Origin of the sequence: Ferrimonas sp. SCSIO 43195 (assembly GCF_023716685.1) — a bacterium.
Taxonomy (GTDB): Bacteria; Pseudomonadota; Gammaproteobacteria; order Enterobacterales; family Shewanellaceae; genus Ferrimonas; species Ferrimonas kyonanensis.
In genome coordinates this window covers 4110543-4136832 of the sequence record NZ_CP072679.1, presented here as the reverse complement: position 1 = coordinate 4136832, position 26290 = coordinate 4110543, and the positions used below count along the sequence as shown (strand labels likewise).

Here is a 26290-nt window from a genome sequence, read left to right as displayed (position 1 = left end):
TTTCCGTGGAGGTGAGTATTTTTTATACCAAGGAAGTGTAAGGTAAGCCATATGAAATTCAAACAACTGTTTGCTTGGTCGGCATTGCTGCTGGCGACACCGCTGTTTGCTCAGGTTGAGATTGTCCAGGGAATGGTCAGAGAGATGCCACCGGGTGTGCCCAATACCGCCGCCTATATGACACTGATCAATCACGGTGAAGACACCGCCCTGGTGGGGGCGAGCTGTGACCTGGCCGCTAAGACCGAGATCCACACCATGCTGACCGAAAATGGCATGATGAAGATGCGGCGCATTGAAAAGGTGGCGTTGCCGAAAGAGAAAGAAGTTAAGCTTCAGCAAGGTGGCGATCATTTGATGCTGCTGGCCATACACCACACGCCCAAGGCAGGCCAGCAGGTGACCTGTCAGCTGTCTTTTGACAATGGCAGCAGCCAACAGCTGCAGCTGCCGGTGGTCGCTATGAAGGCACATGGGGCCCACCACCACAATCACTGAGTAGGGAGTTAATGATGGTTGCACTGAATCGCAAGTGGGTTATCGGGTCCACATTGGGCCTGGTCGTTTTGGGCTGGCTGATCGCCGTATGGTGGAGCATTGAGCCGGATGCCATCGAGTACGCGCAGCTGCGCAGTGAACCACAGGTCACCGGGTATGCGACGACCACCGCCGCCATTTTGATCACCGAAACCCTGCTGGATAAGCCCGGAGGTTTTCTGTCCAACGACAAACTGCCACCGTCGGTGTTTATGGATAACATGCCGGCCTTTGAGTTTGGTGCCCTGGAGCAGGTGCGGGATCTGACCTTGGTGATGCGCAAGGACCTGTCCCGGTCTCAGTCGCAATCTACCGCCGATCCGGATCTGCAGAAGGCGCAGCCTAAATTCAACATCGATCATCGCAGCTGGGTGATTCCCAGCGCCGAGTCCCAGTACCGGGAAGGAGCCGCATCGCTGCGTGCCTATCGGGACCGAATCAGCGATCCGACTCAGCCAACGGCACAATTTTACGCCCGAGCCGATAACCTGGTGGCTCTGCTGGACCAGGTGGATAAGCGTCTGGGCAGCCTGTCACAGCGATTGTCCGCCAGTGTCGGCCAGAGTCGTTTGAATACCGATCTGGCCGGAGACAGCTCCGCCAGTAGTTCCACCCTGACCGTCAGCGATCAGATCGTCAAAACCAGCTGGTGGAAGATCGATGACGTGTTCTACGAGTCTCGCGGCAGTTGCTGGGCCCTGCTGGGGATCATGCGGGCAGTGGAGCTGGATTTCGAACAGGTGCTGGAAAAGAAAAATGCCACCGTCAGCCTGCAACAGATCATTCGTGAACTGGAGGCCACCCAGGAAACCGTCTGGAGTCCGATGGTGCTCAATGGCAGTGGCTTTGGAATTGTGGCCAACCATTCGTTGGTAATGGCCAACTACATCAGTCGGGCTAATGCCGCACTGATTGACTTAAAACAGTTGTTAACTCAAGGGTAAATAGACAATGCGTGTAAAACTAAGCCTGGCTGCCGCCGCAATTGCTTCGTTGATCTCCGTGGGCGCTCATGCCGATGTGCTGGGAGTGAAACTGGGCCTGGATCTTCAGCAGAACAGCGTTGATGGCAATGTGCGTGGCAGTGGTGCCGGCTGGGACGATAGCTACCGCTTCAGCGGCTATGTGGCGTTTGAGCACTTCATTCCGTTGCTACCAAACTTGATGGTGCGTCATAACCAGCAGGAAGCCGACGGCAACGGTTCATTGAGTGCGGATCTGACCAACACCGATTTCATTGCCTATTATGAGCTGCTGGACAACGGCGCCGTCGAGCTGGATCTGGGTGCCAACTACCGCATCTACAGCGGTAAACTCAATGACGGTGGCTTTAACAGCGATGATCTCGATGACGGCATTTTGCTGGCGTACGCCAAAGGCCAGGTGAACCTGGTTGGCACCGGTCTGTTTATCTATACCGACGTGTCTGTGGGCAAATACGACGACAAGGACATCAGTGATTATCAACTGGGTTTGGGCTGGGAGCTGGACATGCTGCCCCTGAATCTGGCGGTCAAAGGCGGCTATCGTCAGCACAGCTTTGATGTCAGCCGTTGGGGCACCAACGCCGATCTGGAGTTCTCCGGTGTGTTTGCCGGTGTCGAACTCAGCTTCTGAGTCCAGATACAAAGCATAAAAAAACCGCCCGAGGGCGGTTTTTTTGTGGCCGATGAACGCGGGTTATTTCAGACCCTTGTTGATCATCTGCACGTCTTCTTCACTCAGGGTACCGGCCGCTTGTTTCAGCGACAGCACCGCCAGAATGTAGTTGTAACGGGCGTCGGCAAGTTGCTGCTTGGCGCTGTACAACTGACGGGTGGAGGTCAGTACTTCAACAATGGTACGGGTGCCCACCTCAAAGCCGGCTTCGGTGGCTTTCAGGGCGCTTTCCGCCGAGACAACGGATTGCTCATAGGCTCGGATGGTGCTCATGGAGGCGTTGACGTTGTTGAGGCTGTTGCGCAGGCTGCGTACCACCGAGCGGTGAGACTCTTCCAGTGCCTGGGAGGAAGCCACGAAGTTGTACTTCGCCTGTTCAACCTGGCTGCTGACGGAGAAACCCTGGAAAATCGGCACGCTCAACTGCAACGCCACATTACCCGTGGTGTCATTGCTGATGCTGCCGACCCGATCGTCCTCGCTGAACGACTTGGTCACGCCGGCACTCAGGCCCAGGCTTGGCAGATGTCCGGTTTTGGCCAGATTGATCCGCTCTTTGGCGATATCCACACCCAGACGACGGCTCAACAGCTCCAGGCTGCTCTCTTCACCCAGGGCAAGCCAGGCTTCGTGAGTGGACGGCGTCGGTGTGGAAGGGCTGAATCGTTGAGTGTCCAGCACCGCCAGGTCGGTGTGCGGTATGCCGGTGATTTCACGCAGGCCTTCGTAGCTGTTTTCCAGCGTATTCTGAGCGTTGATCTCTTCGGCGACCGCCAGATCGTATTGCGCCTGTGCTTCATGCACATCGGTGATGGCGGTCAGGCCGACGGCGAACCGCTGCTTAGTCTGTTCCAACTGTCGCTCAATGGCGCGCTTGTTGGCCTGCACGAACTCCAGGGCATCCTGAGCCGACAGTACGTCGAAATAGGCCTGAGACACGCGAACCACCAGGTTCTGCACCGCCAGAGCGTAGTTGGCATCGGATTGAGAGGCACTCTTCTCTGACAACGCCAGATTGACGTAGTTGGCGTGGTCGTAGATGCTTTGGTTCAACGACAAGCCAGCGCTGCCGCTGCCGCCGTCGTCGGTCTGTTCGCCCAAATCATCGAACCAGTTAACGCCGTAGCCCAATGAACCACTGATTTGTGGCAGCAGAGAGGCTCGACTCTGATCGATGGCTTCGAACGCCGCATCCCGGGTGGCTTTGGCTTGCAGCAGTACCGGGTCCTTGGTAAGTGCTTGCTGGTAGATCTGGTACAGATCGTCCGCTTGGGCTGGCAGGGTCGCACTGGCCAGGCCAAGCGCAATGGTCATTGCACGAAATTTGAATCGCATTTCAAATCCTTAAAGTAAATACAAAGCTAGCCTGCACCTATGGCAAGCTATATTTCCGGGCTGGGAAAACCCGTTATTCCCAAGACGACCTTGACTTTGACAGGCTTAGTAAACTGAATTGAGCCTAGGTAAGTCAATCATTTTACTTCGATAAGTGTAACAGGTTATGGAATCAGACAGCTTGCAACAATTCATCAAACACAGGGGACTGCGATGAATAACGACGTTCCAACTCAGTTATCTGTTGAAAACATTGATATTTTAAATAGAAAAGTCGTCTACCAGGGCTTTTTCAAGGTGGTGGAGCTGACTTTGCGCCATCCGTTGTTCGAGGGCGGCCAGAGTGGCACGGTGACCCGGGAGGTGTTTGAGCGCGGCAATGCGGTGGTGGTGGTGCCCTATGACCCGGTTCGGGATCGGGTGGTGCTGATTGAGCAACTGCGGGTGCCGGCCATCGGTAATGCCGATTCGCCCTGGTTGTATGAGTTGGTGGCCGGAATGATGGACGATGAGCAGTCGGTGCTCGAAGTCGCGGCCAGGGAGTTGATGGAGGAAACCGGCCTTAGCGCCCGCCGTCTGACTCAGGTGGGCAGTCACTTGTCTTCGCCCGGTGGCAGTTCGGAGCGGCTGTTCCTGGTATTGGCGGAAGTGGACAGCGAGCGGGCATCCGGCGTGCACGGGTTGGATCACGAACATGAAGACATTCGAGTGCTGGTGTTGCCCCGTGCCGACGCCTATCAGTGGGTGGAGCAGGGAAGAATCGACAATGCCAGCAGTGTGATTGGGCTACAATGGCTTGAGCTGAATCATCATAAACTGGAGCATCGGGTCGATCATGGCTAAAGGCCGCCACTCGCTGGCAAAGCTGCACGCACTCTATGGCCGCAACTATTTGCGGCTGCTGCCCCTGGTGCCGGAGACCGTCTCTCAGGGCCAACACTGGCACCTGAATCTGGCACCCAATGTGGAGCTGGGGTTCTGTCTGCTGGAACAAACTCGCTACACCCAGGTGTTACAGATTCAACGCTGGTTGCCTTCCAGTGCCTGGCTGACTCTGCCGACAATGTCGGTTAGGATGTACCACGATGCTCAGCTTGCAGAAGTGTTAAGTGGTCAACAGATCTCTGGACTGTGGCCGGTATATGATTGGAAGACTGCCAAATTGTTACTTGCTCGGGACAGGTTTCAGACGAACTTGTTTCTGGCTGAGATATTGGAATGTTTAGCGCCCCACCGGCTGAAATCGATGGCGGCTGTAGTTAGGGAGTAAACCGGCCCTTGAGTGTTCGAGCCAAGGCATTGACGTTCCCTGCCCACCGGCAGGATGTTTGCATCGCACAAATTTCTGATCCCCACCTGTTTGCCGATAAAGGGGCGGAGTTTCTGGGCCTGAATCCCTGGGACAGCTTTGAGACGGTGTTGAAGCAGGTGGCGCAGGAGCCGATCGACATGGTGATCGCCTCCGGGGACATCAGCCAGGATCACAGCATCGGCGCCTACCGCAATTTTGCCGATGCCGTGGGTCAACTGGGCCTGCCGGCCACCGCCCTGCCAGGCAACCACGATGCCTTTGACCGCATGGAGCAAGGCCTGGCGGGCAGTGGCATCATGCTTGACCGGCGCATCATCCTCGGACGTTGGCAGTTGTTGCAGCTCGACAGCACCGTGCTGGGGCTGCCGGGTGGCCACCTCAACCATCATCGGCTGGAGTGGTTGGAAGCGGTGCTGACCCACTCTGCGGCTTACCACACCTTGATCGCCCTGCATCACCACCCACTGGATACCGGCTGTACCTGGCTGGACCAGCATCGTCTCGACAACGGACCTGAATTCAATGCATTGATTCAGCGGTTCGACACCGTTAAAGGGGTGATCTGGGGACACGTGCATCAGCAGATGGATCAGCGCATTGGGGGGATTCGAATGATGGCGGCGCCTTCGACCTCGATTCAGTTTCGTCCCCACTGCCATGACTTTACCCTGGATCATCTGCAACCGGGCTACCGTTTGCTGACCCTGGGTGCCGATGGTAGCATCGACACCCAAGTGAAACGATTGCCTGGTGATCAGTTCCAACCGGACAGGACTGCATCGGGCTATTAGGCAAGGGACCTATGCTGCTCTATATCCACGGTTTCAACAGTTCCCCCCAATCTGAAAAGGCGATGCAGGTACGGCGCTATCTGGCGCGCCACCATCCGCACGAACCGCTGGCGGTGCCCAGATTGGCGACCACTCCGACGGAGGCCATGGCCCAGTTGCAGGCGCTGGTGGCCCCGGCGGTCGCGGCCGGAGAGCCCCTGAGAATGCTGGGCAGTTCCCTGGGGGGATACTTTGCCAGTTACCTGGCTCAGAAGTACGGCGGTAAGGCGGTGTTGATCAATCCGGCGGTGCGGCCCTATGAGTTGCTGCGGGATTATCTGGGGCCGCAACAGAATCCCTACACTCAGGAGCACTTTGAGGTGTTGCCTGAGCACATGACTCAGCTCAAGGCGCTGGATACGCCGGTGATCAGCGAACCGCAACAGTTCTTGGTGTTGTTGCAAAGCGGCGATGAAGTGCTGGATTATCGTCAGGCTGTCGATAAGTACCATCACTGCCAGATGGTGGTGGAGGCGGGCGGCGACCACAGTTTTGTCAATTTCGAGCGGCAGTTGCCTGACGCCTGCCGGTTCCTGGAACTGGCTTGATTGCCGGTGATCACACTCGGTACTATGACCCTTAGTAAAATCGAATTGGACCCCTAGATGACAACTCAATATACCTCTGATGCCATTGAGGTTCTGAATGGACTGGAGCCGGTTAAACGGCGCCCGGGAATGTACACCGACACCACCCGCCCCAACCACCTCGGGCAGGAAGTGATCGACAACAGCGTCGATGAGGCCCTGGCGGGTCATGCCAGCTCCATTCAGATCATCCTTCATAAAGACCAGTCTTTGGAAGTGATCGACGATGGCCGGGGGATGCCGGTGGACATTCACCCGGAAGAGGGGGTCCCGGGAATCGAATTGATCATGTGCAAGCTGCACGCCGGCGGTAAATTCTCCAACCAGAACTACCAGTTTTCAGGCGGTCTGCACGGGGTGGGCATCTCGGTGGTGAACGCCTTGTCCTCCCGGGTGGAAGTCAGTGTTCGCCGCGACGGCCAGGTGCACGAGATCGCGTTTGAACACGGGGATAAGGTTCAGGATTTGCAGGTGACCGGCACCTGTGGCCGCCGCAACAGCGGCACCCGGGTTCATTTCTGGCCCGATCCCAGCTACTTCGATTCCGCCAATTTTTCGGTGGCGAGAATGACCCACCTGCTGCGGGCCAAGGCGGTGCTGTGCCCGGGACTGAGGATCAAGTTTGACAACAAGGTCGCCGGTGAAGTCACCGAATGGTATTTCGAGGATGGCCTCAAAGACTATCTGTATGACTCGGTCAAGTCGTGGCCGATGCTGCCTGAGGTTCCGTTTACCGGTGCGTTTTCCGCAAACAATGAAGCGGTTGACTGGGCCCTGGTATGGCAGCCGGAGGGCGGCGAATCGATCACCGAGAGTTACGTCAACCTGATCCCCACCGCGCAAGGGGGAACTCACGTCAACGGTTTGCGCCAGGGGCTGCTGGAAGCGTTGCGGGAGTTTTGCGAGTTCCGCAACCTGATGCCCAGGGGCATCAAGCTGGCACCAGAAGACATCTGGGACAAGGTCAGCTACATCCTCTCCACCAAGATGCAGGATCCCCAGTTCGCCGGCCAGACCAAGGAGCGGTTGTCGTCCCGGCAATCTGCCGCGTTCATCTCCGGCGTGGTTCGGGACGCGTTCAGCCTGTGGCTCAATGAGCATACCGAGCAGGCCGAGGCGATCGCCGAGTTCTGTATCTCCAGCGCTCAAACGCGTCTGCGCAAAGCCAAAAAAGTGGCCCGCAAGAAAATCACCTCGGGGCCGGCCCTACCCGGCAAACTGACCGACTGCACCACCACCGAGCCGATGCGCGGTGAACTGTTCCTGGTGGAGGGTGACTCCGCCGGTGGCAGTGCCAAGCAAGCCCGGGATCGGGATTTCCAGGCGATCATGCCGCTGCGGGGGAAAATTCTGAATACCTGGGAGGTGGACGCCTCTCAAGTGCTGGCGTCTCAGGAGGTGCACAACATCTCCATCGCCCTGGGCATGGATCCGGATTCCGAGGATCTGTCCGGGTTGCGTTATGGCAAGGTGTGCATCCTGGCCGATGCCGACTCCGACGGCCTCCACATCGCCACCTTGCTGTGTGCCCTGTTTGTGAAGCACTTTCGCACCCTGGTGGAGCACGGACACGTGTACGTTGCCATGCCGCCGCTGTTCCGCATCGATGTGGGTAAAGAGGTGCACTACGCCCTGGATGACAGTGAGCGCCAAGGCATTCTGGATCGCATCGCCGCCGAGAAGAAACGCGGAAAAGTCCAGGTCACCCGATTCAAGGGCCTGGGTGAAATGAATCCGGGGCAACTGCGGGAAACCACCATGGACCCCAATACCCGTCGCCTGGTGCAGTTAACCGTGGACGATCAGCAGGCCACCGAGGCCTTGATGGACATGTTGCTGGCGAAAAAGCGGGCCAGCGATCGCAAAAGCTGGTTGGAAAGTAAGGGCGACCTGGCGGCACTGGAAAACTGAGTGCGCCACGCCACCCTCAGAAAAAGGGTCGCCATCAGGTGGCCCTTTTCGATCGGGCAGGGCTTACCAGGCGGTGCGCTTTTTGCAGTCCATAAAGTTAAGGGCACTGACAACGCCGCTGGACCAGTCTTCTGCCAGTTCACGTTTTTCATGGGCGACCTGCACCACGCATTTGGAAAAGCTGCCGCCCAGCTCGCTGCGCAGAGATTTTGCCGGGTAGGACAGACGGGCAGCCACCACCTGGTGGAGAGGCATGCGCCAATGCACCAGGCTGCCATCGGGTTCCTGGGTAACGGCGGTGGTTTCATTGATCCAGCCGCTGTCTTTGACCAAATCTTCCAGTTTTGGGCGGCGCGGCGTTGAAGGGCTGTTTTTATCCAATGTATTGATTACGCTTTGCATGGTTTTTACCCACCTTGTTGAGTGCTGGCGTATTAATAGCAAACCGTGATTGGTGGATTCTGTGACCAGTTCACACTAATGGATCTGCGGTTTTTTTAACCTCTCTTTCTGTGCTTGCGGTCACTGATGAGGTGTTGGTGTGGTGATGGCTGTCGCGTTTCTGCCTGGTTTTGTGATCTCCGGAATTTGCGAAATAATCACAAATTATTGATGTTAACCATCCGATTATAATAAATATTGAAGATCTGCTGGTCGGGAAACGCAAAGCTGGTTATCTGTCGGTGGTTTTTTCTTAACATTCGAGCAAACAACAGCCACCAGAGGGTTCAGTCTGTCTGTGAGTGCATATTCAGCAAATACGCCGATTAATGCACTGTTTTTCTGAGCTCACAGAGTAGATGGCTTTCTTTGGCTGGCTGGTTGCACTAGGTTGGTGACAGTGACAAAAGGAGATTGTTGGATGCGGATAGTGGCGATGGTGAGTCTGTGGTTGTTGCCTGCCTGGGTGTGGGCGGTGCAGTTACCGCCGGGATTTTCTCTGCAGACAGTGTCGGATCGGGTGCCCGACGCCCGGCAGATGGCCTGGGGAGCACAGGGGACCCTGTTTGTCGGTAGCCGCAAACAGGGCAAGGTGTATGCCTTGCGCGATCTCGATGGCGATGGCCACTATGAAACCCGCGACATCATTGCCAAAGGGCTGTTTATGCCATCCGGCATCGCGTTTCGTGACGGCGCCTTGTACGTGGCGGCGGTGAACCGCATCCTGCGCTTCGATGACATCGAAGCCAACTTGATGGACCCCACCTATGAGGTGGCATTTGATGGTTTACCCAGCGATTCCCATCATGGTTGGAAGTTCATCCGTTTCGATTCGAGCGGTCGGTTGATTGTCCCCGTGGGGGCGCCCTGCAACGTCTGCAATCGGGGGCGGCCTTACGCCAGTCTGCTGGCCCTGCATCTGCACAAGGGGCACTATGAGGTGTTGGCCACCGGGGTGAGGAACAGCGTCGGTTTTGACTTCCATCCCCGTACCGGTGAGCTGTTTTTTTCCGACAACGGCCGCGATCACCTGGGGGACGATTCACCACCGGATGAGATCAATCGCCTGAGCACGGCCGGAGCCGATTTTGGTTTTCCCTTTGTCCATGGTAACTCGGTGTTGGATCCGCAGTTTCGTACTTCCGAGGATCGGCTGCGGGCAGTTCAGCCGCCGTGGTTTGAACTGCAGGCTCACGTTGCCCCCCTGGGGGTGCATTTCTATCGAGGAACTCAGTTTCCGGCCCCGTATCGGCAGGCGTTGTTCATCGCCGAACACGGCAGTTGGAATCGCAGCAGCAAGGTGGGTTACCGGGTGACCATGTTGCGAGAGGATGAGCAGGGAGCGCCTCAATATCAGGTGGTTATTGACGGTTGGCTTGATGGAGAACAACCTTTGGCCCGTCCGGTCGCTTTTCTTGAGCACCCAGACGGTTCGCTTTTGATTTCTGACGATTATAATGGTGCCGTTTACAAATTGACGTACACCGACTCGCCGGCCCACGCGGATAGATAATGACAATGAGTGATGCAACTGAAATGAGCCTGGAAGGGATTGAGCAGCGGCCGCTGCACGCTTTCACCGAAGAGGCCTACCTGAACTACTCCATGTACGTGATCATGGATCGTGCTCTGCCCCACATTGGTGATGGCCTCAAGCCGGTACAGCGGCGAATCATCTATGCCATGAGTGAGCTGGGGTTGTCGGCCACCGCCAAATACAAGAAGTCCGCCCGGACCGTGGGGGATGTGCTGGGTAAGTACCATCCGCACGGTGACAGCGCCTGCTACGAAGCCATGGTCTTGATGGCCCAGCCTTTCAGCTATCGTTACCCGCTGGTGGATGGCCAGGGCAACTGGGGCGCCGCCGACGATCCTAAGTCGTTTGCCGCCATGCGGTATACCGAGTCCCGCCTGTCTAAGTTCTCTGAGGTGTTGCTGGGAGAGCTGGGGCAAGGCACCGTCGACTGGGGCGTCAACTTTGATGGCACCATGAAGGAGCCGAAAACCCTGCCGGCTCGATTGCCTCACATCCTGCTTAATGGCATCACCGGCATTGCGGTCGGCATGGCCACCGACATTCCACCCCATAACGCCCGCGAAGTCGCCAACGCCTGTGCGCACCTGCTGGACAACCCCAGGGCCGAGCTGGAGCAATTGATGACCTTCGTTAAGGGGCCGGATTACCCGACCCGGGCGGAGATCATTACCCCCCAGGCCGACATTGCCAAGTTGTACGCCACCGGTAAGGGATCCATCAAGATGCGGGCGGTCTACAGCATCGAGCAGGGAGAGGTGGTGATTACCGAATTGCCGCACCAGGTGTCCGGCGCCAAGATTCTGGAGCAGATCGCCGCCCAGATGCAGGCCAAAAAACTGCCGATGGTCACCGATCTTCGCGATGAGTCCGACCATGAAAACCCCACTCGCCTGGTGGTGGTGCCTCGTTCTAACCGGGTCGATCTGGACCAGGTCATGGCCCACCTGTTTGCGACCACGGACCTGGAGAAAAGCTACCGGGTGAACCTTAACATGCTGGGGCTGGATCAGCGCCCGGCGGTGAAGGGACTGAAAACCATCCTGTCCGAATGGCTGGAGTACCGGCTGGAAACGGTGCGGCGGCGGTTGCAATTCCGTCTGGATAAGATTCTGGCTCGGCTGCACATCCTCGATGGTTTGCTGATTGCGTTTCTGAACATCGACGAAGTGATCGCCATCATTCGCAACGAGGATGAGCCCAAGCCGGTGCTGATGGCCCACTTTGGTCTCAGCGAGAAACAGGCCGAAGCGATTCTGGATCTGAAGCTGCGCCACCTGGCCAAGCTGGAAGAGATGAAGATTCGCGCCGAGCAGGATGAGCTGGCGACCGAGCGCGATAAGCTGCAGCTGATTTTGTCTTCCGAGCGACGGATGAAGACACTGGTCAAAAAAGAGCTGCTGGCGGATGCCGAGACCTACGGTGACGAACGTCGCAGCCCGTTGCAGGAGCGGGGAGAAGCCAAGGCCCTGAGCGAAACCGAGCTGATGCCCACCGAAGCGATCACCGTGGTGATGTCTCAGAAAGCCTGGGCCCGTCAGGCCAAAGGCCATGAGGTGGACCCTGAGACGCTCAACTACAAATCCGGCGACAGCTACCTGTCTCATGCTCGAGGCCGCAGTAATCAGCCGGTAATTTTCCTGGAAAGTTCCGGTCGCAGCTACACCACCGACAGCCACACCCTGCCGTCGGCGCGCAGCCAGGGCGAGCCGTTGTCCGGCCGCTTTAACCTGGTGGCGGGCGAGGTGCTGGAACACACCATGATGGGTGACCCGGAGGCCTTGTACCTGCTGGCAACCGATGCCGGCTACGGGTTTGTCTGCGCCCTGAAGGACATGATCAGCCGCAATAAGGCCGGTAAGGCGTTGCTGACGGTGCCGTTGGGTGCCCGGGTTGTGGCGCCGACGCTGGTGGCGGATCAGGCCAGTGATCGCTTGCTGGCGATCACCACCGAAGGGCGGATGTTGTTGTTCCCCATCGCCCAACTGCCGGTGCTGAGCAAGGGCAAGGGCAACAAGATCATCGGCATCCCCACCGAGCGAGTGAAAAATCGCGAAGAGTTTGTCAAACACCTGATGGTGGTGCCGGAAACGGCCGCAGTGACCTTGTGGGCGGGCAAGCGCAAATTGACCCTGAAGCCGGACGACCTGGCCCACTATCAGGGCGAGCGTGGCCGTCGCGGCAACAAGTTGCCCAGGGGGCTGCAGCGGGTGGATAACCTGGAGCTGGTTCAGGGCTGATAACACACAAACGGAACCGCAACGGTTCCGTTTTTTTATGGCGCAGTGGCTACTCGTGGCCACGATGGTGGTAGCATAGGTGCGCCGTTATTGCTGGCTTTGGTCAGCCCGATTCAGACAGGGATATATGAAGTACCTCGACATGGAAACCTGGCCTCGTGCTCAGCAGTTTCATTTTTTCAATCAATTGGACCAACCCTATTTTAGCCTCTGCGCCGACGTTGAGATCACCGCCTTGCATCAGTTGGGACAGTCCGGTCGAATCTCGGTGTATCACGCCATCAGCCATGCCATCATGACCGTGGCCAATGAACTGCCCTGGATGCGTTGGCGCATACGGGGCCAACGGGTGTTGGAGCACCCCAGGCTCAATGCCGGTCTGACGTCCTTGGGCGAGGATCAGCAGGTGCGGTTTACCCGGGTGGCATTCAGTGAGGATTTTCAGGCGTTTTCCCAGGCGATGACCGAACAGTCACTGGCCTCGGTACGGCGCTCAGAGTTGTTCTCCGACCAGGATGACAGCGACGATGACGCCATTTTCATGTCCTGTCTGCCCTGGGTTCGCTTTACCCAGATGACCAACCCGATGCCTTTGAGTCCGGCCGATTCGGTACCGAGGATCACCTGGGGCCAATACGACATACAGCCCGATAAGGTGGTGTTGCCGCTGGCATTTCAGATTCATCATGCCATTGCCGATGGTTTGCATGCCGGTCAGTTTTATCAGCAATTACAGCAACGTCTCGATGACTGCCACAACTGGGTATAAAATTTGAGCGCACAGTTGTAACGAATTCGTTGTTTCGATGAGGGGAGTTGCCTATACTGGGCGCCCCTGATTTGAGGAGAAAGATTCGCCGATGTTGCTGCTGTTGCGTTCTTTGATTTTATCGGTGCTACTGGTGGTGGTGTCCCTGATGGGAATGCTGTTGTGCCTGTTGCGCCCGTTTCACCGGAATAATGTCCACTATACCGCCAAGGTGTTTTCCAGCGTCGCGCCGGTGCTGGGCATCAAGGTGATCCACCGTGGTCACCAGTCTGACAGTGACGAGCCGGTGGTGTACGTCAGTAATCACCAGAATAACTACGATCTGTTTACTCATACCGGTTCGGTGCCTCCGGGAACCGTGTCCATGGGTAAGAAGAGCCTCAAATGGATTCCATTTTTCGGCCAGTTGTATTGGTTGACCGGCAACATTCTGATCGATCGCGCTAATCGCTCCAAAGCGGTACGAACCCTGCAGCAGGCGGCGGAGAAGATCACCGCCAAGTCGCTGTCGGTGTGGATCTTTCCCGAAGGTACCCGTTCCCGTGGCCGCGGCTTGTTGCCGTTTAAGACTGGCGCCTTCCACACTGCCATTCAGGCTGGGGTGCCCATTGTGCCGGTGGTGGCCTCCAACCAGCAGGGCATACACCTGAACCAGAAAAACAATGGCGTGGTGATTGTCGAGACTCTGGAGCCGATTCCCACCAAGGGCTATGGCCGGGAGCACGTTCGCGAGTTGGCCGAAGAGGTGTATCAGCGGATGCAGCAGCGCCTCAATGAATTGAATCAGGAAGCATTGAGCCTGGCTGGAGCTAAGGCGACGCCAGCCTGATATAATTGGCTAAACTTGTTTATTAGTGGAGATGGCGATGACCATTGAAGAGTTGGTTCAGGAGCAGTTGCAAGAGAATCAGGATATTGTCGAGGCGCTGTTGGAAGACGGCTCCAATCCCGATGCCGACTACACCATTGAGCACCATTTTTCCGGTGCCAATTTTGACAAACTGGAGAAGGCGGCGGTGGATGCCTTTAAGGCCGGTTTTGAGGTGGATGACGCCGAAGAGCTGGAGCTGGATGACGGTGCCACCGTGTTTGCGTTTGATGCCATCATCGAACATAAGCTCGATATCGAACGCCTGAACAGCGATGCCAAAACTTTGATTGAACTTGCCGAAAAACACGGTGTTCAGTACGACGGTTGGGGAACCTATTTTGTAGAGTAACCACTCAGGTGGTATTCTGATGCGCTGATGAAGGCGCTTAGGTTTAGGCGCCAGGGAGGGCGAATGAACAAAGGGTTTACATTAATCGAGCTGGTGGTGGTGATCATCCTGCTCGCCATTCTGGCGGTTGTCGCCGCACCTCGCTTCATCGATCTTAACTCCGAATCCGAAACCGCCGTGTTTGAAACCACCTTTGCCGCGTTTCGTCAGGCCGTGAATCAGAGCCATTTGTGCTGGCGCCTCCGTGGTGGCGGCAGCGATCAGGAAAACCTGAGTTGCTCCAACGAGGCCCTGTACAACAGCGTCGATTACAACGCCGAGGGCTTTCCAGTAGGCACCCTGGAGGGCGGCGGCACCAAGTCGGTGGGCAACGAACACGACTGCCTGCTGCTGTGGGATGCCATTCTTGATACCGAACAGGGGGTCTGGAGTGCCTCCGACAACCGCGCTCCGGCCGTATCCAAAGAGTTGGCCACCTATCAGTCTGAATACATCGGCAGCCAGAGTTGTCGCTATACCCTGCTATCAGACACCAGTCTAAGATTTCGTTACAACAGCCTTTCTGGAGAGGTGGTGCGTTTGTAGCTATAGTGAGTGGCTCAACAACCTGACTGTTGAGGGGTGGGGCCATGGCAGAGCATCAATCCGGCGTCGAACGCCGCAGCATCCATCGTCGCCAGACGGTAGATCGTCGTCAGTACATTCGCTGGGAACCCGGCAAGGCTGAGCGGCGTCACGGGGGCGGCAGGCGTCGTGAAGACGGGCCCTTCAGCTATCCGAATCAGTGAGCATCCAGGGTGTCGCTGTAGAGGATGCAGCGGTTGCGACCACTGCGTTTGGCTTCGTACAAGGCCTTGTCGGCAGCCCTGAACCACTGTTTATCGTCACTGAATCCCGGCTCAAACATGGCGTAACCGATGCTGACGGTGAAGCGGGCTAAACCGCTTTCAGTGCTGACCTCTTGCGCTTCCATGGTACTTCGAATCCGCTCGGCCAACAGGGCCGCTTGTTCGGGCCCGGTTTCCGGCAGCAGCAGGGTAAACTCTTCACCGCCATACCGGGCGGCAATGTCACTCTTTCTGAGCAGCTTACGCAGTTGCTGTCCGACCTGGGCCAGGACGGTATCGCCGGCACTGTGGCCCAGGGTATCGTTGATGGATTTGAAGTGGTCGATGTCCAGTACCATCAGTGTTGCAGGGTGCTGGTAGCGACGGCTGCGTTCAAACTCTTTATCCAGGTGTTCCTGCCACAGGCGCCGGTTAGCCAGTCCGGTCAAGGTGTCGATTTGGCTCATTCTCGCCAGGGCCATGCGGTGATTGGCCTCGACGGTGACATCGTAAACGACCAGCGCCACATGGTTGACCTCGCCCAGACGGTTGCTCAGAGGCTGAATGGTGAGGTTCTGATACATATAAGGGCTTTGCCCGGTAACCGGCCGCGAGTTGGGAAACTCAAAAATAAACGGCCGTTGCTCCCAGGTGGTAAAGGCGCGGTTATTGAGCAGAAAGGCGGTTTCCAGCTTGCTGGTCAGCCAGCGCTCCGGCAATTCGGCAAAGACATCAAAGATGCGTCTGCCACGCAGTTGCGATGCACGCTTGCCACTGTGGTTTTCCATGAAACTGTTCCACAGGTGCACTCGACAATCCCGGTCGAGTACGACCAGCCCCACTTCGATGGTTTGCACCAGTTGGGTGAGCAGGTGCAGGGCATCCAGTTCGGGATTGGGACTGATTTTATTGGACATGGTGGGCTCAGACGAGGTCTTTTAGTTGAACTTGCAACAGTTGCCAGCTGGGTTGGGGCAGCAGTAGCAGCAGGTCGCAATTGAGCTTGTGCTGCTCCTGACGGTAACTGATTTCGATGGCGTACACCTCGCCGGAGAGCCGGGTGTCTTCGCTGGAGTGTCGCCAGATCAGTGGCGGGCTCTGACTGAAGGCAACGTTGAGCTGTTCTGACAGGCTGTTGAGGAAGGCGCCAAACAGCAGGTTGGCGGCGTCCATCAGTACCTCTTCCTGCTGGTCGATGCTGCACCCCTGGAAGCCAAACAGCTGGCCCAGATCGGTTTCATTGATGTCATGGAACAGCAGCAGTGCTTCACCGGCGATGCCGGCGCCGATAAACCCCTGGGACAGAATCTGAGTGCCGTTGTCCTGGCGAGCACCGGTCAGCATCATCTCCAGATCGTTGGCGCTCCAGTGAGAGACTTTGGGGACCGGCAGGTGCACAAAGTCATCGATCACCTTCGCCAGTAGCGACGCGGTACGCCCCATGGCGACGTTGCAGATTTCCCGCAGCGCGTCTTCCAGGCTGACGTTTTGGGCGTCCACCCGGGTTGGTGGGCTGTCGTCATGCAACTGATAGCGGGCCAGGGCACTGGCCAGATCCGAGGCACTGAGGGGCTTTTTCAGGAAGTCCAACGCGCCGAGTTCTTTGACTCTTTGCAGTGCCCGGGCTTGGATATCGGCGGAAACCACGATAGTCTGAGGCTTGGAGGTCTGACCAGATAGCGTTTCTAACACCTGATAGCCGTCGATTCCTGGCATATTCAGGTCGAGAAACAGCAACTGATAATCAGATTGGCTCAGCATTTCCAGCGCTCGCTCGCCACTTTCGGCGAACGCAATGTCGCTGCAGAGGCCAGACGGCAAGGTCCTAGCCAGCTGCTTTCTGGCCAGTGCTGAGTCATCGCATATTAGAACCTTGATAGTGGTGCCTCCGTGCCCTTGGGTCAAAAGACCTTCTTATTCAGTGGTATTAGTGAACATTCTATTGAATTAATTCGAGAATGTCATGATCCTGACGGTGATGAATTTCTGACGGCAAAGGAGTGGTCATGTCGGAAAAAGTAAAATTGGCAGTAAAAGATGGTGTTGCCTGGGTGTCATTGAATCGCCCGGATAAATGCAATGCGTTGGATTATGCGTTGTTCAAGGCCTTGGTATCCGTGCAAAAACAGCTGCATCGACGTCGAGATGTGCGGGTGGTTATTTTGTCCGGTGAGGGACGAGATTTTTGCTCGGGCATCGATATTAAGTCGTTGTTTAATTCTCCCTCTTCGGCAATGAAATTGTTGTTTAAGGTGTTTCCCTGGCGGGCTAACCTGGCTCAGAGGGTCAACACCGGTTGGCGGGATCTGCCGGTGCCGGTGATTGCCGCCATCGAGGGCCGTTGCTGGGGCGGAGGCATGCAGATTGCCCTGGGGGCCGATTTTCGCATCGCTGCGCCCGACGCCAGCCTGGCGGTGATGGAGGGGCGCTGGGGGCTGATTCCTGATATGGGCGGCACATTGGCCCTGCGGGAACAATTGCCCCAGGATCAGGCGCTGATGTTGTCGATGCTGGCGGAGCCGGTGGAAGCGGAGCGGGCACTGCAGCTGAACCTGGTCACCGAAGTGGCCGAACAGCCCAAACAGCGCGCCGAGATATTGGCGCAGGCCCTGATGGAGCGTTCTCCGAATGCCCTGGCGGAAGTGAAGCGTTTATATCGACGGCGGGGCTTTGCCTCAAATGGCCGAATTCTGATTGGCGAAACCTGGGGCCAGATTAAAATGATGCTGTCTAAAAACCAGCGAATAGCGGTGGCCAAACAGATGGGGAAAGAGCGAAATTATTTACCCAGATAGTGGTTGGTTGATATAAAAAAACGCCCTGCAATGGCAGGGCGTTTTTATTGTTTCGGTAACCGAAATCCTATTCGTCCAGGAAGCTTTTCAGAATCTCTGAACGGGAAGGGTGACGCAGTTTACGCAGCGCCTTGGCTTCGATTTGACGAATCCGCTCCCGGGTTACGTCAAACTGCTTGCCCACTTCTTCCAGGGTATGGTCGGTATTCATGTCGATACCGAAACGCATTCGAAGCACCTTGGCTTCGCGGGCGGTCAAGCCTTCCAACACCTCATTGGTGGCCACTTTCAGACTTTCGCTGGTGGCGGCATCTATGGGCTGAGCCAGGGTGGTGTCTTCGATAAAGTCGCCCAGATGGGAGTCTTCATCATCGCCGATGGGCGTCTCCATGGAGATCGGCTCTTTGGCGATCTTCAGTACCTTGCGGATCTTGTCTTCCGGCATCATCATCCGTTCAGCCAGCTCTTCCGGGGTGGCTTCTCGGCCCATCTCCTGCAGCATCTGACGGGAGATGCGGTTCAGTTTGTTGATGGTTTCGATCATGTGCACCGGAATCCGGATGGTTCGGGCCTGGTCCGCAATGGAGCGGGTAATGGCCTGACGGATCCACCAGGTGGCGTAGGTGGAGAACTTGTAGCCGCGACGGTATTCAAACTTGTCCACCGCCTTCATCAGGCCGATGTTACCTTCCTGAATCAGATCCAGGAACTGCAGGCCCCGGTTGGTGTATTTCTTGGCAATGGAGATCACCAGACGCAGGTTGGCTTCCACCATCTCCTTCTTGGCGCGACGGGCCTTGGCTTCACCAATGGACATGCGACGGTTGATGTCTTTGATGCGGCCGATGGTCAGGCGGGTTTCCTGCTCCACCAGCTTCAGCTTGCCCATGCAGCGGTTCAGCTCTTCCTGCACCAGCGCCAGGGCGGGGCTGTAGCTCTTGCCGGCGTCACACTCTGTGGTCAGCCAGGCAGGATCGGTTTCGCTGCCGGCGAACGCCTTCATGAAGTTTTTCTTCGGCATCTTGGCTTGTTCGACACACAGTTTCATGATCAGACGTTCCTGAACACGAACTCGGTCCATCATGGTGCGCATGTTGCCGACCAGATGATCAAACTGCTTAGGAACCAGACGGAACTGCTTAAACAGTTCGGACAGCCGGGTAACGATCATTGCCACTTCCAGAGAGTCGTGGCCGTGCTCGGCGATCGCCTGCTGAGCCAGCTCATAATGGCGGCGCAGTTCGGCGAATTTCTCACGGGCTTCCTCTGGATCCGGACCGGACGGGGTGTCGTCGTCGTCATCCTCGTCGTCTTCGTCTTCGTCTTCCAGCTCCTCTTTCGACAGCTCAGAACCCACGTGGGTGGCGGTGGGGGCCACGTTCGCTTCGTCTTCGTCGTCGGAGATAAAGCCGGAGATGATCTCCGCCAGGCGAATCTCATCGGCTTCGTATCGGTCCCATTGATCCAGCAGGAACGAGATGGCTTCCGGATATTCGGCAACGGAACATTGAACCTGGTTAATGCCATCTTCAATGCGCTTGGCGATCAGGATTTCACCTTCACGGGTCAGCAGTTCCACGGTGCCCATTTCACGCATGTACATGCGGACTGGGTCGGTGGTACGGCCAAGCTCACCTTCGACGCTGGCCAGCGCCTGGGCTGCCGCTTCGGCGGCATCTTCATCCGTTGCGTCTTCCGACATCATCAAGGTGTCACCGTCAGGTGCGGTCTCGAAGACCTTGATGCCCATGTCGTTAATCATCTGGATAATATCTTCGATCTGATCGGAATCGATCATATCCGCCGGCAGGTGATCGTTCACCTCGGCGTAGGTCAGGTAGCCCTGCTCTTTGCCTTTTGCTACCAGAAGCTTAAGTTGTGACTGCGGAGTTTGATCCATAGATATCATCCACTTACGGTTGTGAATACGGGTATTTGGCGATTGGCGCGCAAATAGCCAATTATAGCTTTTTGCATGTTCAATCGCTAGCCTTTCGGGACGCTTTCAGCCCCTGTAATAACAGATTCATCTCTTGTAACTGCCTAAGCTCCTCGGTGGTTATCGAACCATCACGCGCTTTACGCTGCAGTTGCTCTGACATCTGCTCAAAAAATCGTTGATTCAACCACAATAAACAATCGGTAAACTCCTGTTCGAAAAGAGATTCGTCTTCGATCTCCAGTTTCCAGCCAAGGAGTTTACTCAGGGCACCATATTCCGGGCGCCCGCGGAACCGTTCCATCAACTGCCCTGTGGTCAAAGGCTCTGGACGGCACAGCTCCAACATCTCCCTCAGCAGTGGCAGACCGGCCAGGTCCAGGTGAGCTAACTCCTCCTGGGCCGGCAGCTGGTAACCCAACTGAGGGTGTTGTTGCAACAAGGCGATGGCCCGGCGAACCGGTGTGCCTCGGCCTTGCACTCCCTTAGGTTGAGACACCGCGGGAGTGGATTGGGTTCGAAGGGAGCGGGCTCCCCAGCCCAGAGAGCGCTCCAGCTGTGAGAATAAACTCTCTTTCAGCAGCCCCTCCGGGATTTGATTCAACAGTGGCACCATGCTGGTGGCCAACTTGGACTTGCCTTCCTGGCTGGAGAGGTCCGCCTGTTTCAACATGGTGGAGAACAGGTAGTCCGACAACGGCGTGGCGTCGTCCACCAGGGCTTCAAAAGCCTGTTGCCCCTGCTGGCGCACCAGGCTGTCAGGGTCTTCGCCGTCCGGCAGGAACATAAACTTCAGCTGCACGCCATCGCGCAGGTGCGGCAATGCGGTTTCCATGGCGCGCCAGGCCGCTTCCCGGCCGGCATTGTCGCCGTCATAGCAGCAGATGATCTGGCTGCTGGTGCGCAGCAGCAACTGCATCTGATCCGAGGTGGTTGAGGTGCCCAGAGACGCCACCGCGTAAGGGATGCCATGCTGGGCCAGGGCCACCACATCCATGTAGCCTTCCACCACCAGGATTCGCTGCGGATTGCGTTGGTGCTGTTTCAGTTCATACAGCCCATACAGCTCCCGTCCCTTGTGAAAGATAGGGGTTTCCGGCGAGTTCAGGTATTTCGGGGTGCCGTCACCCAGTACCCGGCCACCAAAGGCCACCACCCGGCCGCGACGGTCGCGGATGGGAAACATCAGCCGGTCGCGGAAGCGGTCGTAGCTGCGGCCGCCGCCCTCTTTGGCGATCAGCATGCCACACTCGGTGAGCGTCGCCAGGCCGCTGGGGTTGTGCTTGTGTTGCGATTGCAGGTTGTCCCAGCCATCGGGGGCAAAGCCGATTCCGAAGCGTTTGACCGTGTCACCGTCCAGCCCACGCTGCTGGATGTACTCAATGACGGCTTGGCGGCTGGGGTGTTTTCTCAGCTGCAATTGAAAAAATTTGGCTGCCCAGTCCATCAATTCGTAATGGCTGGTCAGTTTGGGGGCCTGGGCCGCATTGCTGCGTTGATTGCCTTGCTCCCGGGGGACTTCCATACCCATCATTGCCGCCAGATCTTCGATGGCGTCAACGAACTCCAAACGGTCGTACTCCATCACAAAGTCCAGGGCGTTACCGTGGGCGCCACAGCCAAAACAGTGATAGAACTGCTTATCCTGACTGACGGTGAAGGAGGGGGATTTTTCGTTATGGAAAGGGCAACAGGCGCTGTGGTTTTTGCCTGATTTCTTTAATTTTACGCGTGCGTCGATCAGGTCGACAATGTCGACTCGGGCCAGTAGCTGGTCAATGAAATCTCTTGGGATACGGCCTGCCACTTACTTCAGAGTCTCCTGAAAGCGATCGAATAGAGACGAACAAGCCGTGCAGGGCACGGCTTGTTTCACGCGAAGGCAAGCTGACTTAGCCCAGACGCGCCTTAATGAGACCACTTAAGGCCCCCATGTCGGCACGACCCTGAACCTGAGGCTTCAGCAGCCCCATCACCTTGCCCATGTCTTGCATTGAGCTGGCACCGGAATCAGCCATTGCCTTTTCAATCAGAGCGGCCAGTTCGTCGTCGGTCAGAGGTTGTGGCAGGAACTCCTGCAGCACCACGACTTCGGCGGCTTCCACGTCGGCCAGGTCCTGGCGATTGGCAGCTTCATACTGACTGATGGAATCGCGACGCTGTTTAACCATTTTGGTCAGTACAGCGATGGCTTCGTCGTCAGACAGTGTTTTCTGGCCATCGACTTCCAGCTGCTTAATGGCAGCCAGAGCGAGACGAATGGCTCCCAGACGCGCCTTAGCTTTGGCACGCATGGCAGCTTTTTGCTCTTCTTTTAAACGCTCAATTACAGACATAGTCGTCTCTACTTAGTACAGACGAGTACGACGTGCGTTTTCACGAGACAGCTTCTTAGCGTGACGCTTGGAAGCGGCAGCTTTAGCACGCTTACGTGCAGTGGTAGGCTTCTCGTAGTGCTCGCGACGACGTACTTCAGACAGGATACCTGCCTTTTCACAAGAACGCTTGAAGCGACGTAGGGCTACGTCAAACGGTTCGTTTTCACGTACTTTAATTACTGGCATCTGCCACTCACCTCAATAAATGGGGTTAACGCTGGTCATCTTTTGACCAGCAGAACTTCAAAATGGTGCGAAATTCTACTCTGAACAAGGCAGGCTTGTAAAGGGCAGTCATGTCGATAACTGACCCAATAGTCACCCACACCCTTGGGCAGGCCCAAGGGTGGTAACGCAAACTGCTCTGAATTAAGCAATTTATTGGTATTTTTCCGCCTTGTCGGGCCCGTCCGTACGGCGGGACCGTCCCCCGGTTACTGTCCCGGCAGAATGCTGGGTTGGTATCCGGCGCTGAGCACAGGTAGAATTGCGTCCTTCAAATTTTAGCAAGAGAGTCTAGCATGCGACTGTTGGGAATCGAAACTTCCTGTGATGAAACCGGCATTGCCATCTACGATGATGAGCAGGGATTGCTGTCCCATGCCCTCTACAGCCAGGTGAAACTGCATGCGGATTACGGTGGCGTGGTGCCAGAACTGGCGTCCCGGGACCACGTTCGCAAGATCATTCCGCTGATCAAGCAGGCGATGATCGATGCCGACACCACGGCTGAGCAGCTCGACGGCATCGCCTACACCGCCGGCCCGGGTCTGGTTGGCGCGTTACTGGTGGGCGCTTGCGTCGGTCGTAGCCTGGCGTTTGCCTGGGACAAGCCCGCCGTGGCCGTGCATCACATGGAGGGGCACCTGCTGGCACCGATGCTGGAGGAGGTGCCGCCATCGTTCCCATTCGTGGCACTGCTGGTGTCCGGGGGCCATACCATGCTGGTACAGGTGGACGGCATTGGTCAGTACCAGATGCTGGGCGAGTCCATCGACGATGCTGCCGGTGAAGCCTTCGATAAGACGGCTAAGTTGATGGGGTTGGATTACCCAGGTGGCCCGCTGCTGTCTAAGCTGGCTCAGCAGGGGCACAGTGGCCGATTTACCTTTCCCCGTCCCATGTGTGATCGCCCCGGCCTGGATTTCAGCTTTTCCGGCCTGAAGACGTTCGCGGCCAACACCATTGCCGCCGAAGACGACAGCGATCAGACTCGGGCCGACATCGCCCGCGCCTTCGAGGATGCGGTGGTGGGCACTCTGGCGATCAAGTGTCGTCGAGCCCTGAAGCAGACCGGCCTGAACCGGCTGGTGGTGGCCGGAGGCGTCAGTGCCAACCGTCACTTGCGGGCGGAGTTAAAGGCGATGATGGATAAGCTCAACGGTGAGGTGTTTTACCCGCGCAATGAGTTCTGCACCGATAACGGCGCCATGATCGCCTATGCGGGGTTGCAGCGTCTGAAGGCGGGTGAGACCCAGCCTCTGGCCGTCAAAGGGCAGCCGCGCTGGCCATTGGACAGCCTGGAGAAGCCGGGAAGCTGAGTCAGGGGTGTCCGTCGCGTTTGCGCTTGATGCGCTCGGACACCTTGGGTTCCTTGCCTTGCCATAGCCGCACCAAATTGTCCTGGTGACGCCAGATGATCAGCAGGCACAGCAGCGCCACCGACAACGTGTACTGGGGCTTGATCAGGTAGGTATACAGCGGTGCCAGCATTGAGGTCAGCACCGCCCCCAATGACGCGTACTGAGTGATAAACACGATCACCAGCCAGGTGGCGATGATCAGCAAGCCCATCCAGTCGCTGATGGGGGCCAGCGCTCCCAGGGCGGTGGCCACGCCTTTACCGCCTTTGAAGCCAAAAAATACCGGGTAGATGTGGCCCAGACAGGCGGCGATACCGATGAAGGCCAACGACAGAGGGTCGATGCCCAGGTAGTAGCCGGTCCAGACTGGAATGGTGCCTTTGAGGACGTCGAACAGCAGTACCATCACCGCCGCCGCCTTGCCCCCCAGACGCAGGACGTTGGTGGCGCCCGGGTTGTTGGAACCATGGTAGCGGGGATCCGGTAACCCTTTCAGTTTGCACACCAAAACCGCACTGGAAATCGATCCCAGTAGGTAGGCCAGTACAATCATCAGTGGAACCATAGAGTGAGGGTTTCCTTCGCAACCTAAATTCTGGCGCTAATGCCGACGCGGCCGGATTGGGTTTGCTGACAGACGCCGAAAGCGATTATTATCCTGCGCAAACCTAAAACAGACAGAGCGTTAGGGTATCTAACCTTTGATGGGAGTACCAGCCTTGCAAGCAGATACGGTGTTTATTCAGCAGTTGAAATGTGAGTCGGTGATCGGCGTTTTCGACTGGGAAAAGCAGATTCGTCAGGCCCTGTATCTCGATCTGGAGATGAGCTGGGACATCAAGCCGGCGGCCAGCAGTGACGACTATCGCCAGGCCCTGTGTTACGACACGGTGTCCAAGGCGGTGGTGGAGCTGGTCGAAGGGGCACCTCATGAACTGATTGAAACCGTGGCGGAAAAGGTGGCCGAGCTGATCCGTAGCCGCTTTTCCGTTAACTGGGTCCAGGTAACGGTGCATAAACCGGGCGCGGTGGCCAATACCACCACGCTGGGAGTACGCATCGCCCGTGGTCAGCGGGCGGGCTGATGGCACGCATCTTCATCAGCGTCGGTGGTAACATCGACCCGCACCGGGCCTTGCCGCCGGCGCTGGACGATCTGCAGCGCCAGTTCGGACCGCTGCAGTTGAGCCAGGTGTTTGAAAGTGAAGCGGTTGGCTTCTCCGGTGACAATTTTCTGAACTTTGTGGTGGCCTGCGATTCGAATGAGTCAGTGGCCAATACCATCGCCAGGTTGAAAGCCATTGAGCTGGCCCATGGCCGGCCGTTGAACGCCAGGAAATTTTCCAGTCGCAGCGTCGATCTCGATCTGCTGCTGTACGACGATTTGTGTTGTCAGCACCCCGTAGTATTGCCCAGGCCGGAAATTCGCTACAACGCCTTTGTGCTGTGGCCACTGTCGGAGCTGGCCCCGACCATGATCTTGCCAGGGAGTGGTGCGAGCCTGTCACAGCTGTGGCAGAAATTTGATAAGACTACACAGAAGCTGTGGCCGGTGAGCTTTCACTGGCCGCGTGCGGGAGACCAACAGTAAATGGACCTGATTCAAGCCTTTTGGCTGGCGCTGATTCAAGGCGTCACCGAGTTTTTGCCGATTTCCAGCTCGGCGCACCTGATTTTGCCTTCTCAGGTACTGGGTTGGCCGGATCAGGGATTGGCCTTTGATGCCATCATTAATCTGGGCACCTGGGTGGCGGTGGTGATCTACTTTCGAGAGGACGTCAGCAAGTTGTTGATGGCCTGGCTTCGATCTCTGACCGGCCAGCACAGTGAGTACAGTCGCCTGGCCTGGCTGATCATTCTGGGTACCATTCCCGTCGGCCTGGCGGGCATCCTGTTTAACGATTTTATCTCCACCGAGCTGCGGGCATCCTGGGTACTGGCTTCCACCACGTTGGTGTTTGGTCTGTTGCTGTGGTGGGCCGACAGTAAGCCAAGCGAGAAGCGGGAGATCGCCGACATCACCTGGCAGATCGTGCTGGTGATTGGTCTGGCTCAAGCCCTGGCGCTGATCCCGGGGACTTCCCGCTCCGGAGCCACCATTACCGCGGCGCTGTTTCTGGGGCTGAGCCGCATGGCGGCGGCCCGGTTCTCTTTCTTGCTGGCGATTCCCGTCGGTGCCCTGGCCGGAGGCTATGAGGCCTTGGGGTTGGTCAGCAATCCAGAGCCGGTAGACTGGACCTCTCTCAGTGCCGCATTGGTGGTGGCCTTTATCTCCGCCTATCTGTGCATCCACTTCTTCCTGAAGATCATCAGTCGAATGGGCATGCTGCCCTTCGTGATCTATCGCCTGGCGCTGGCCGGGGTGCTGTTCGCCTTCTTTGTCTGAAGTCAGG

The 26290-nt window shown here is 56.9% G+C and carries 29 protein-coding genes; 20 read left to right on the top strand and 9 right to left on the bottom strand.

Features of this window, described 5'->3' with window-relative positions; genetic code table 11:
- The first annotated feature begins 51 nt into the window (after positions 1-51).
- The 3 genes from J8Z22_RS19035 to J8Z22_RS19025 are packed head-to-tail and all read left to right on the top strand — an operon-like array spanning position 52 to position 2154.
- Complete coding sequence (locus tag J8Z22_RS19035) at positions 52-498, top strand: copper chaperone PCu(A)C (protein ID WP_028114407.1); 447 nt, start codon at positions 52-54, stop codon at positions 496-498.
- Between the two features lie 11 nt (positions 499-509).
- Positions 510-1481, top strand: a complete 972-nt coding sequence (locus J8Z22_RS19030; protein ID WP_371878031.1) for a DUF2333 family protein — start codon at positions 510-512, stop codon at positions 1479-1481.
- A gap of 7 nt (positions 1482-1488) precedes the next feature.
- Entirely contained in the window at positions 1489-2154 is a 666-nt protein-coding gene (locus J8Z22_RS19025) for a TIGR04219 family outer membrane beta-barrel protein (RefSeq protein WP_028114409.1), read from the top strand.
- Between the two features lie 63 nt (positions 2155-2217).
- Here J8Z22_RS19025 and tolC read toward each other — a convergent pair whose 3' ends face one another.
- The gene (tolC, locus tag J8Z22_RS19020; protein WP_252007602.1) at positions 2218-3531 is read right to left on the bottom strand and encodes an outer membrane channel protein TolC; all 1314 of its coding nucleotides are present in this window, start codon (positions 3529-3531) and stop codon (positions 2218-2220) included.
- Between the two features lie 213 nt (positions 3532-3744).
- Between tolC and nudF the strand changes: the two genes are divergently transcribed.
- Genes nudF through parE form a run of 5 tightly spaced genes read left to right on the top strand, consistent with a single transcriptional unit; the run spans position 3745 to position 8171 of the window.
- Entirely contained in the window at positions 3745-4374 is a 630-nt protein-coding gene (gene nudF, locus J8Z22_RS19015; RefSeq protein ID WP_252007599.1) for an ADP-ribose diphosphatase, read from the top strand.
- Positions 4367-4801 (top strand): DUF1249 domain-containing protein, encoded by a 435-nt coding sequence (locus tag J8Z22_RS19010; protein ID WP_051252880.1) that lies wholly within the window; start codon positions 4367-4369, stop codon positions 4799-4801. Before nudF ends, J8Z22_RS19010 begins: the two co-directional genes overlap by 8 nt.
- 8 nt (positions 4802-4809) lie before the next feature.
- Positions 4810-5634, top strand: a complete 825-nt coding sequence (cpdA, locus tag J8Z22_RS19005) for a 3',5'-cyclic-AMP phosphodiesterase (protein ID WP_028114412.1) — start codon at positions 4810-4812, stop codon at positions 5632-5634.
- Between the two features lie 11 nt (positions 5635-5645).
- Positions 5646-6221, top strand: a complete 576-nt coding sequence (locus J8Z22_RS19000; protein ID WP_252007596.1) for a YqiA/YcfP family alpha/beta fold hydrolase — start codon at positions 5646-5648, stop codon at positions 6219-6221.
- A gap of 57 nt (positions 6222-6278) precedes the next feature.
- Positions 6279-8171 carry a DNA topoisomerase IV subunit B gene (gene parE, locus J8Z22_RS18995; RefSeq protein WP_028114414.1) on the top strand — a complete coding sequence of 631 codons (1893 nt, stop codon included), beginning with the start codon at positions 6279-6281 and terminating at the stop codon, positions 8169-8171.
- A 63-nt stretch (positions 8172-8234) separates the two neighbouring features.
- Here the strand turns inward: parE and J8Z22_RS18990 are convergent, their stop codons facing one another.
- The gene (locus J8Z22_RS18990; RefSeq protein WP_028114415.1) at positions 8235-8573 is read right to left on the bottom strand and encodes a hypothetical protein; all 339 of its coding nucleotides are present in this window, start codon (positions 8571-8573) and stop codon (positions 8235-8237) included.
- A 460-nt stretch (positions 8574-9033) separates the two neighbouring features.
- Between J8Z22_RS18990 and J8Z22_RS18985 the strand changes: the two genes are divergently transcribed.
- From J8Z22_RS18985 to J8Z22_RS18955, 7 genes are all read left to right on the top strand, one after another.
- Positions 9034-10125 (top strand): sorbosone dehydrogenase family protein, encoded by a 1092-nt coding sequence (locus J8Z22_RS18985; protein ID WP_252007594.1) that lies wholly within the window; start codon positions 9034-9036, stop codon positions 10123-10125.
- A gap of 5 nt (positions 10126-10130) precedes the next feature.
- The gene (gene parC / locus J8Z22_RS18980; protein WP_252007592.1) at positions 10131-12386 is read left to right on the top strand and encodes a DNA topoisomerase IV subunit A; all 2256 of its coding nucleotides are present in this window, start codon (positions 10131-10133) and stop codon (positions 12384-12386) included.
- A 127-nt stretch (positions 12387-12513) separates the two neighbouring features.
- Positions 12514-13155: a CatA-like O-acetyltransferase gene (locus tag J8Z22_RS18975; protein ID WP_252007590.1), complete on the top strand. Its 642-nt coding sequence runs from the start codon at positions 12514-12516 to the stop codon at positions 13153-13155.
- A 91-nt stretch (positions 13156-13246) separates the two neighbouring features.
- Positions 13247-13984, top strand: coding sequence for a 1-acylglycerol-3-phosphate O-acyltransferase (locus J8Z22_RS18970; protein ID WP_028114419.1), 738 nt, complete (start codon positions 13247-13249; stop codon positions 13982-13984).
- A 37-nt stretch (positions 13985-14021) separates the two neighbouring features.
- Entirely contained in the window at positions 14022-14375 is a 354-nt protein-coding gene (gene rraB / locus J8Z22_RS18965) for a ribonuclease E inhibitor RraB (protein ID WP_035416282.1), read from the top strand.
- 63 nt (positions 14376-14438) lie between these two features.
- Positions 14439-14960 (top strand): type II secretion system protein, encoded by a 522-nt coding sequence (locus J8Z22_RS22170; protein ID WP_051252882.1) that lies wholly within the window; start codon positions 14439-14441, stop codon positions 14958-14960.
- 44 nt (positions 14961-15004) lie between these two features.
- The gene (locus J8Z22_RS18955; protein WP_169629313.1) at positions 15005-15163 is read left to right on the top strand and encodes a hypothetical protein; all 159 of its coding nucleotides are present in this window, start codon (positions 15005-15007) and stop codon (positions 15161-15163) included.
- Here J8Z22_RS18955 and J8Z22_RS18950 read toward each other — a convergent pair.
- Both J8Z22_RS18950 and J8Z22_RS18945 read right to left on the bottom strand, forming a co-directional pair.
- A complete protein-coding gene (locus J8Z22_RS18950; RefSeq protein WP_028114420.1) occupies positions 15157-16119 on the bottom strand; it encodes a GGDEF domain-containing protein in 963 nt (320 codons plus the stop codon). The genes J8Z22_RS18955 and J8Z22_RS18950 overlap by 7 nt on opposite strands.
- A gap of 7 nt (positions 16120-16126) precedes the next feature.
- Complete coding sequence (locus J8Z22_RS18945; RefSeq protein ID WP_051252883.1) at positions 16127-17023, bottom strand: response regulator; 897 nt, start codon at positions 17021-17023, stop codon at positions 16127-16129.
- Positions 17024-17208: 185 nt separating this feature from the next.
- On the opposite strand from J8Z22_RS18945, the gene J8Z22_RS18940 reads away from it, so the two are divergent.
- The gene (locus J8Z22_RS18940; RefSeq protein ID WP_252007588.1) at positions 17209-17997 is read left to right on the top strand and encodes a crotonase/enoyl-CoA hydratase family protein; all 789 of its coding nucleotides are present in this window, start codon (positions 17209-17211) and stop codon (positions 17995-17997) included.
- A gap of 67 nt (positions 17998-18064) precedes the next feature.
- Here the strand turns inward: J8Z22_RS18940 and rpoD are convergent, their stop codons facing one another.
- The 4 genes from rpoD to rpsU form a co-directional block, all read right to left on the bottom strand.
- Positions 18065-19897, bottom strand: coding sequence for an RNA polymerase sigma factor RpoD (rpoD, locus tag J8Z22_RS18935; protein ID WP_028114423.1), 1833 nt, complete (start codon positions 19895-19897; stop codon positions 18065-18067).
- Between the two features lie 79 nt (positions 19898-19976).
- Entirely contained in the window at positions 19977-21743 is a 1767-nt protein-coding gene (gene dnaG / locus J8Z22_RS18930) for a DNA primase (protein WP_028114424.1), read from the bottom strand.
- A gap of 85 nt (positions 21744-21828) precedes the next feature.
- Positions 21829-22272: a GatB/YqeY domain-containing protein gene (locus tag J8Z22_RS18925; protein WP_028114425.1), complete on the bottom strand. Its 444-nt coding sequence runs from the start codon at positions 22270-22272 to the stop codon at positions 21829-21831.
- 12 nt (positions 22273-22284) lie between these two features.
- Positions 22285-22500, bottom strand: a complete 216-nt coding sequence (rpsU, locus tag J8Z22_RS18920) for a 30S ribosomal protein S21 (RefSeq protein WP_084144540.1) — start codon at positions 22498-22500, stop codon at positions 22285-22287.
- A gap of 335 nt (positions 22501-22835) precedes the next feature.
- Here rpsU and tsaD point away from each other — a divergent pair, with 335 nt between their 5' ends.
- Entirely contained in the window at positions 22836-23855 is a 1020-nt protein-coding gene (tsaD, locus tag J8Z22_RS18915) for a tRNA (adenosine(37)-N6)-threonylcarbamoyltransferase complex transferase subunit TsaD (RefSeq protein ID WP_028114426.1), read from the top strand.
- Position 23856: 1 nt separating this feature from the next.
- Here tsaD and plsY read toward each other — a convergent pair whose 3' ends face one another.
- On the bottom strand, positions 23857-24462 hold the full coding sequence (gene plsY, locus J8Z22_RS18910; protein WP_028114427.1) for a glycerol-3-phosphate 1-O-acyltransferase PlsY: 606 nt from the start codon (positions 24460-24462) through the stop codon (positions 23857-23859).
- A gap of 154 nt (positions 24463-24616) precedes the next feature.
- On the opposite strand from plsY, the gene folB reads away from it, so the two are divergent.
- The 3 genes from folB to J8Z22_RS18895 are packed head-to-tail and all read left to right on the top strand — an operon-like array spanning position 24617 to position 26283.
- Entirely contained in the window at positions 24617-24982 is a 366-nt protein-coding gene (gene folB / locus J8Z22_RS18905; RefSeq protein WP_245595624.1) for a dihydroneopterin aldolase, read from the top strand.
- Positions 24982-25488 (top strand): 2-amino-4-hydroxy-6-hydroxymethyldihydropteridine diphosphokinase, encoded by a 507-nt coding sequence (folK, locus tag J8Z22_RS18900; protein ID WP_252007586.1) that lies wholly within the window; start codon positions 24982-24984, stop codon positions 25486-25488. The genes folB and folK overlap by 1 nt, the downstream gene beginning before the upstream one ends.
- The gene (locus J8Z22_RS18895; protein ID WP_028114430.1) at positions 25489-26283 is read left to right on the top strand and encodes an undecaprenyl-diphosphate phosphatase; all 795 of its coding nucleotides are present in this window, start codon (positions 25489-25491) and stop codon (positions 26281-26283) included.
- Positions 26284-26290: the final 7 nt, after the last annotated feature.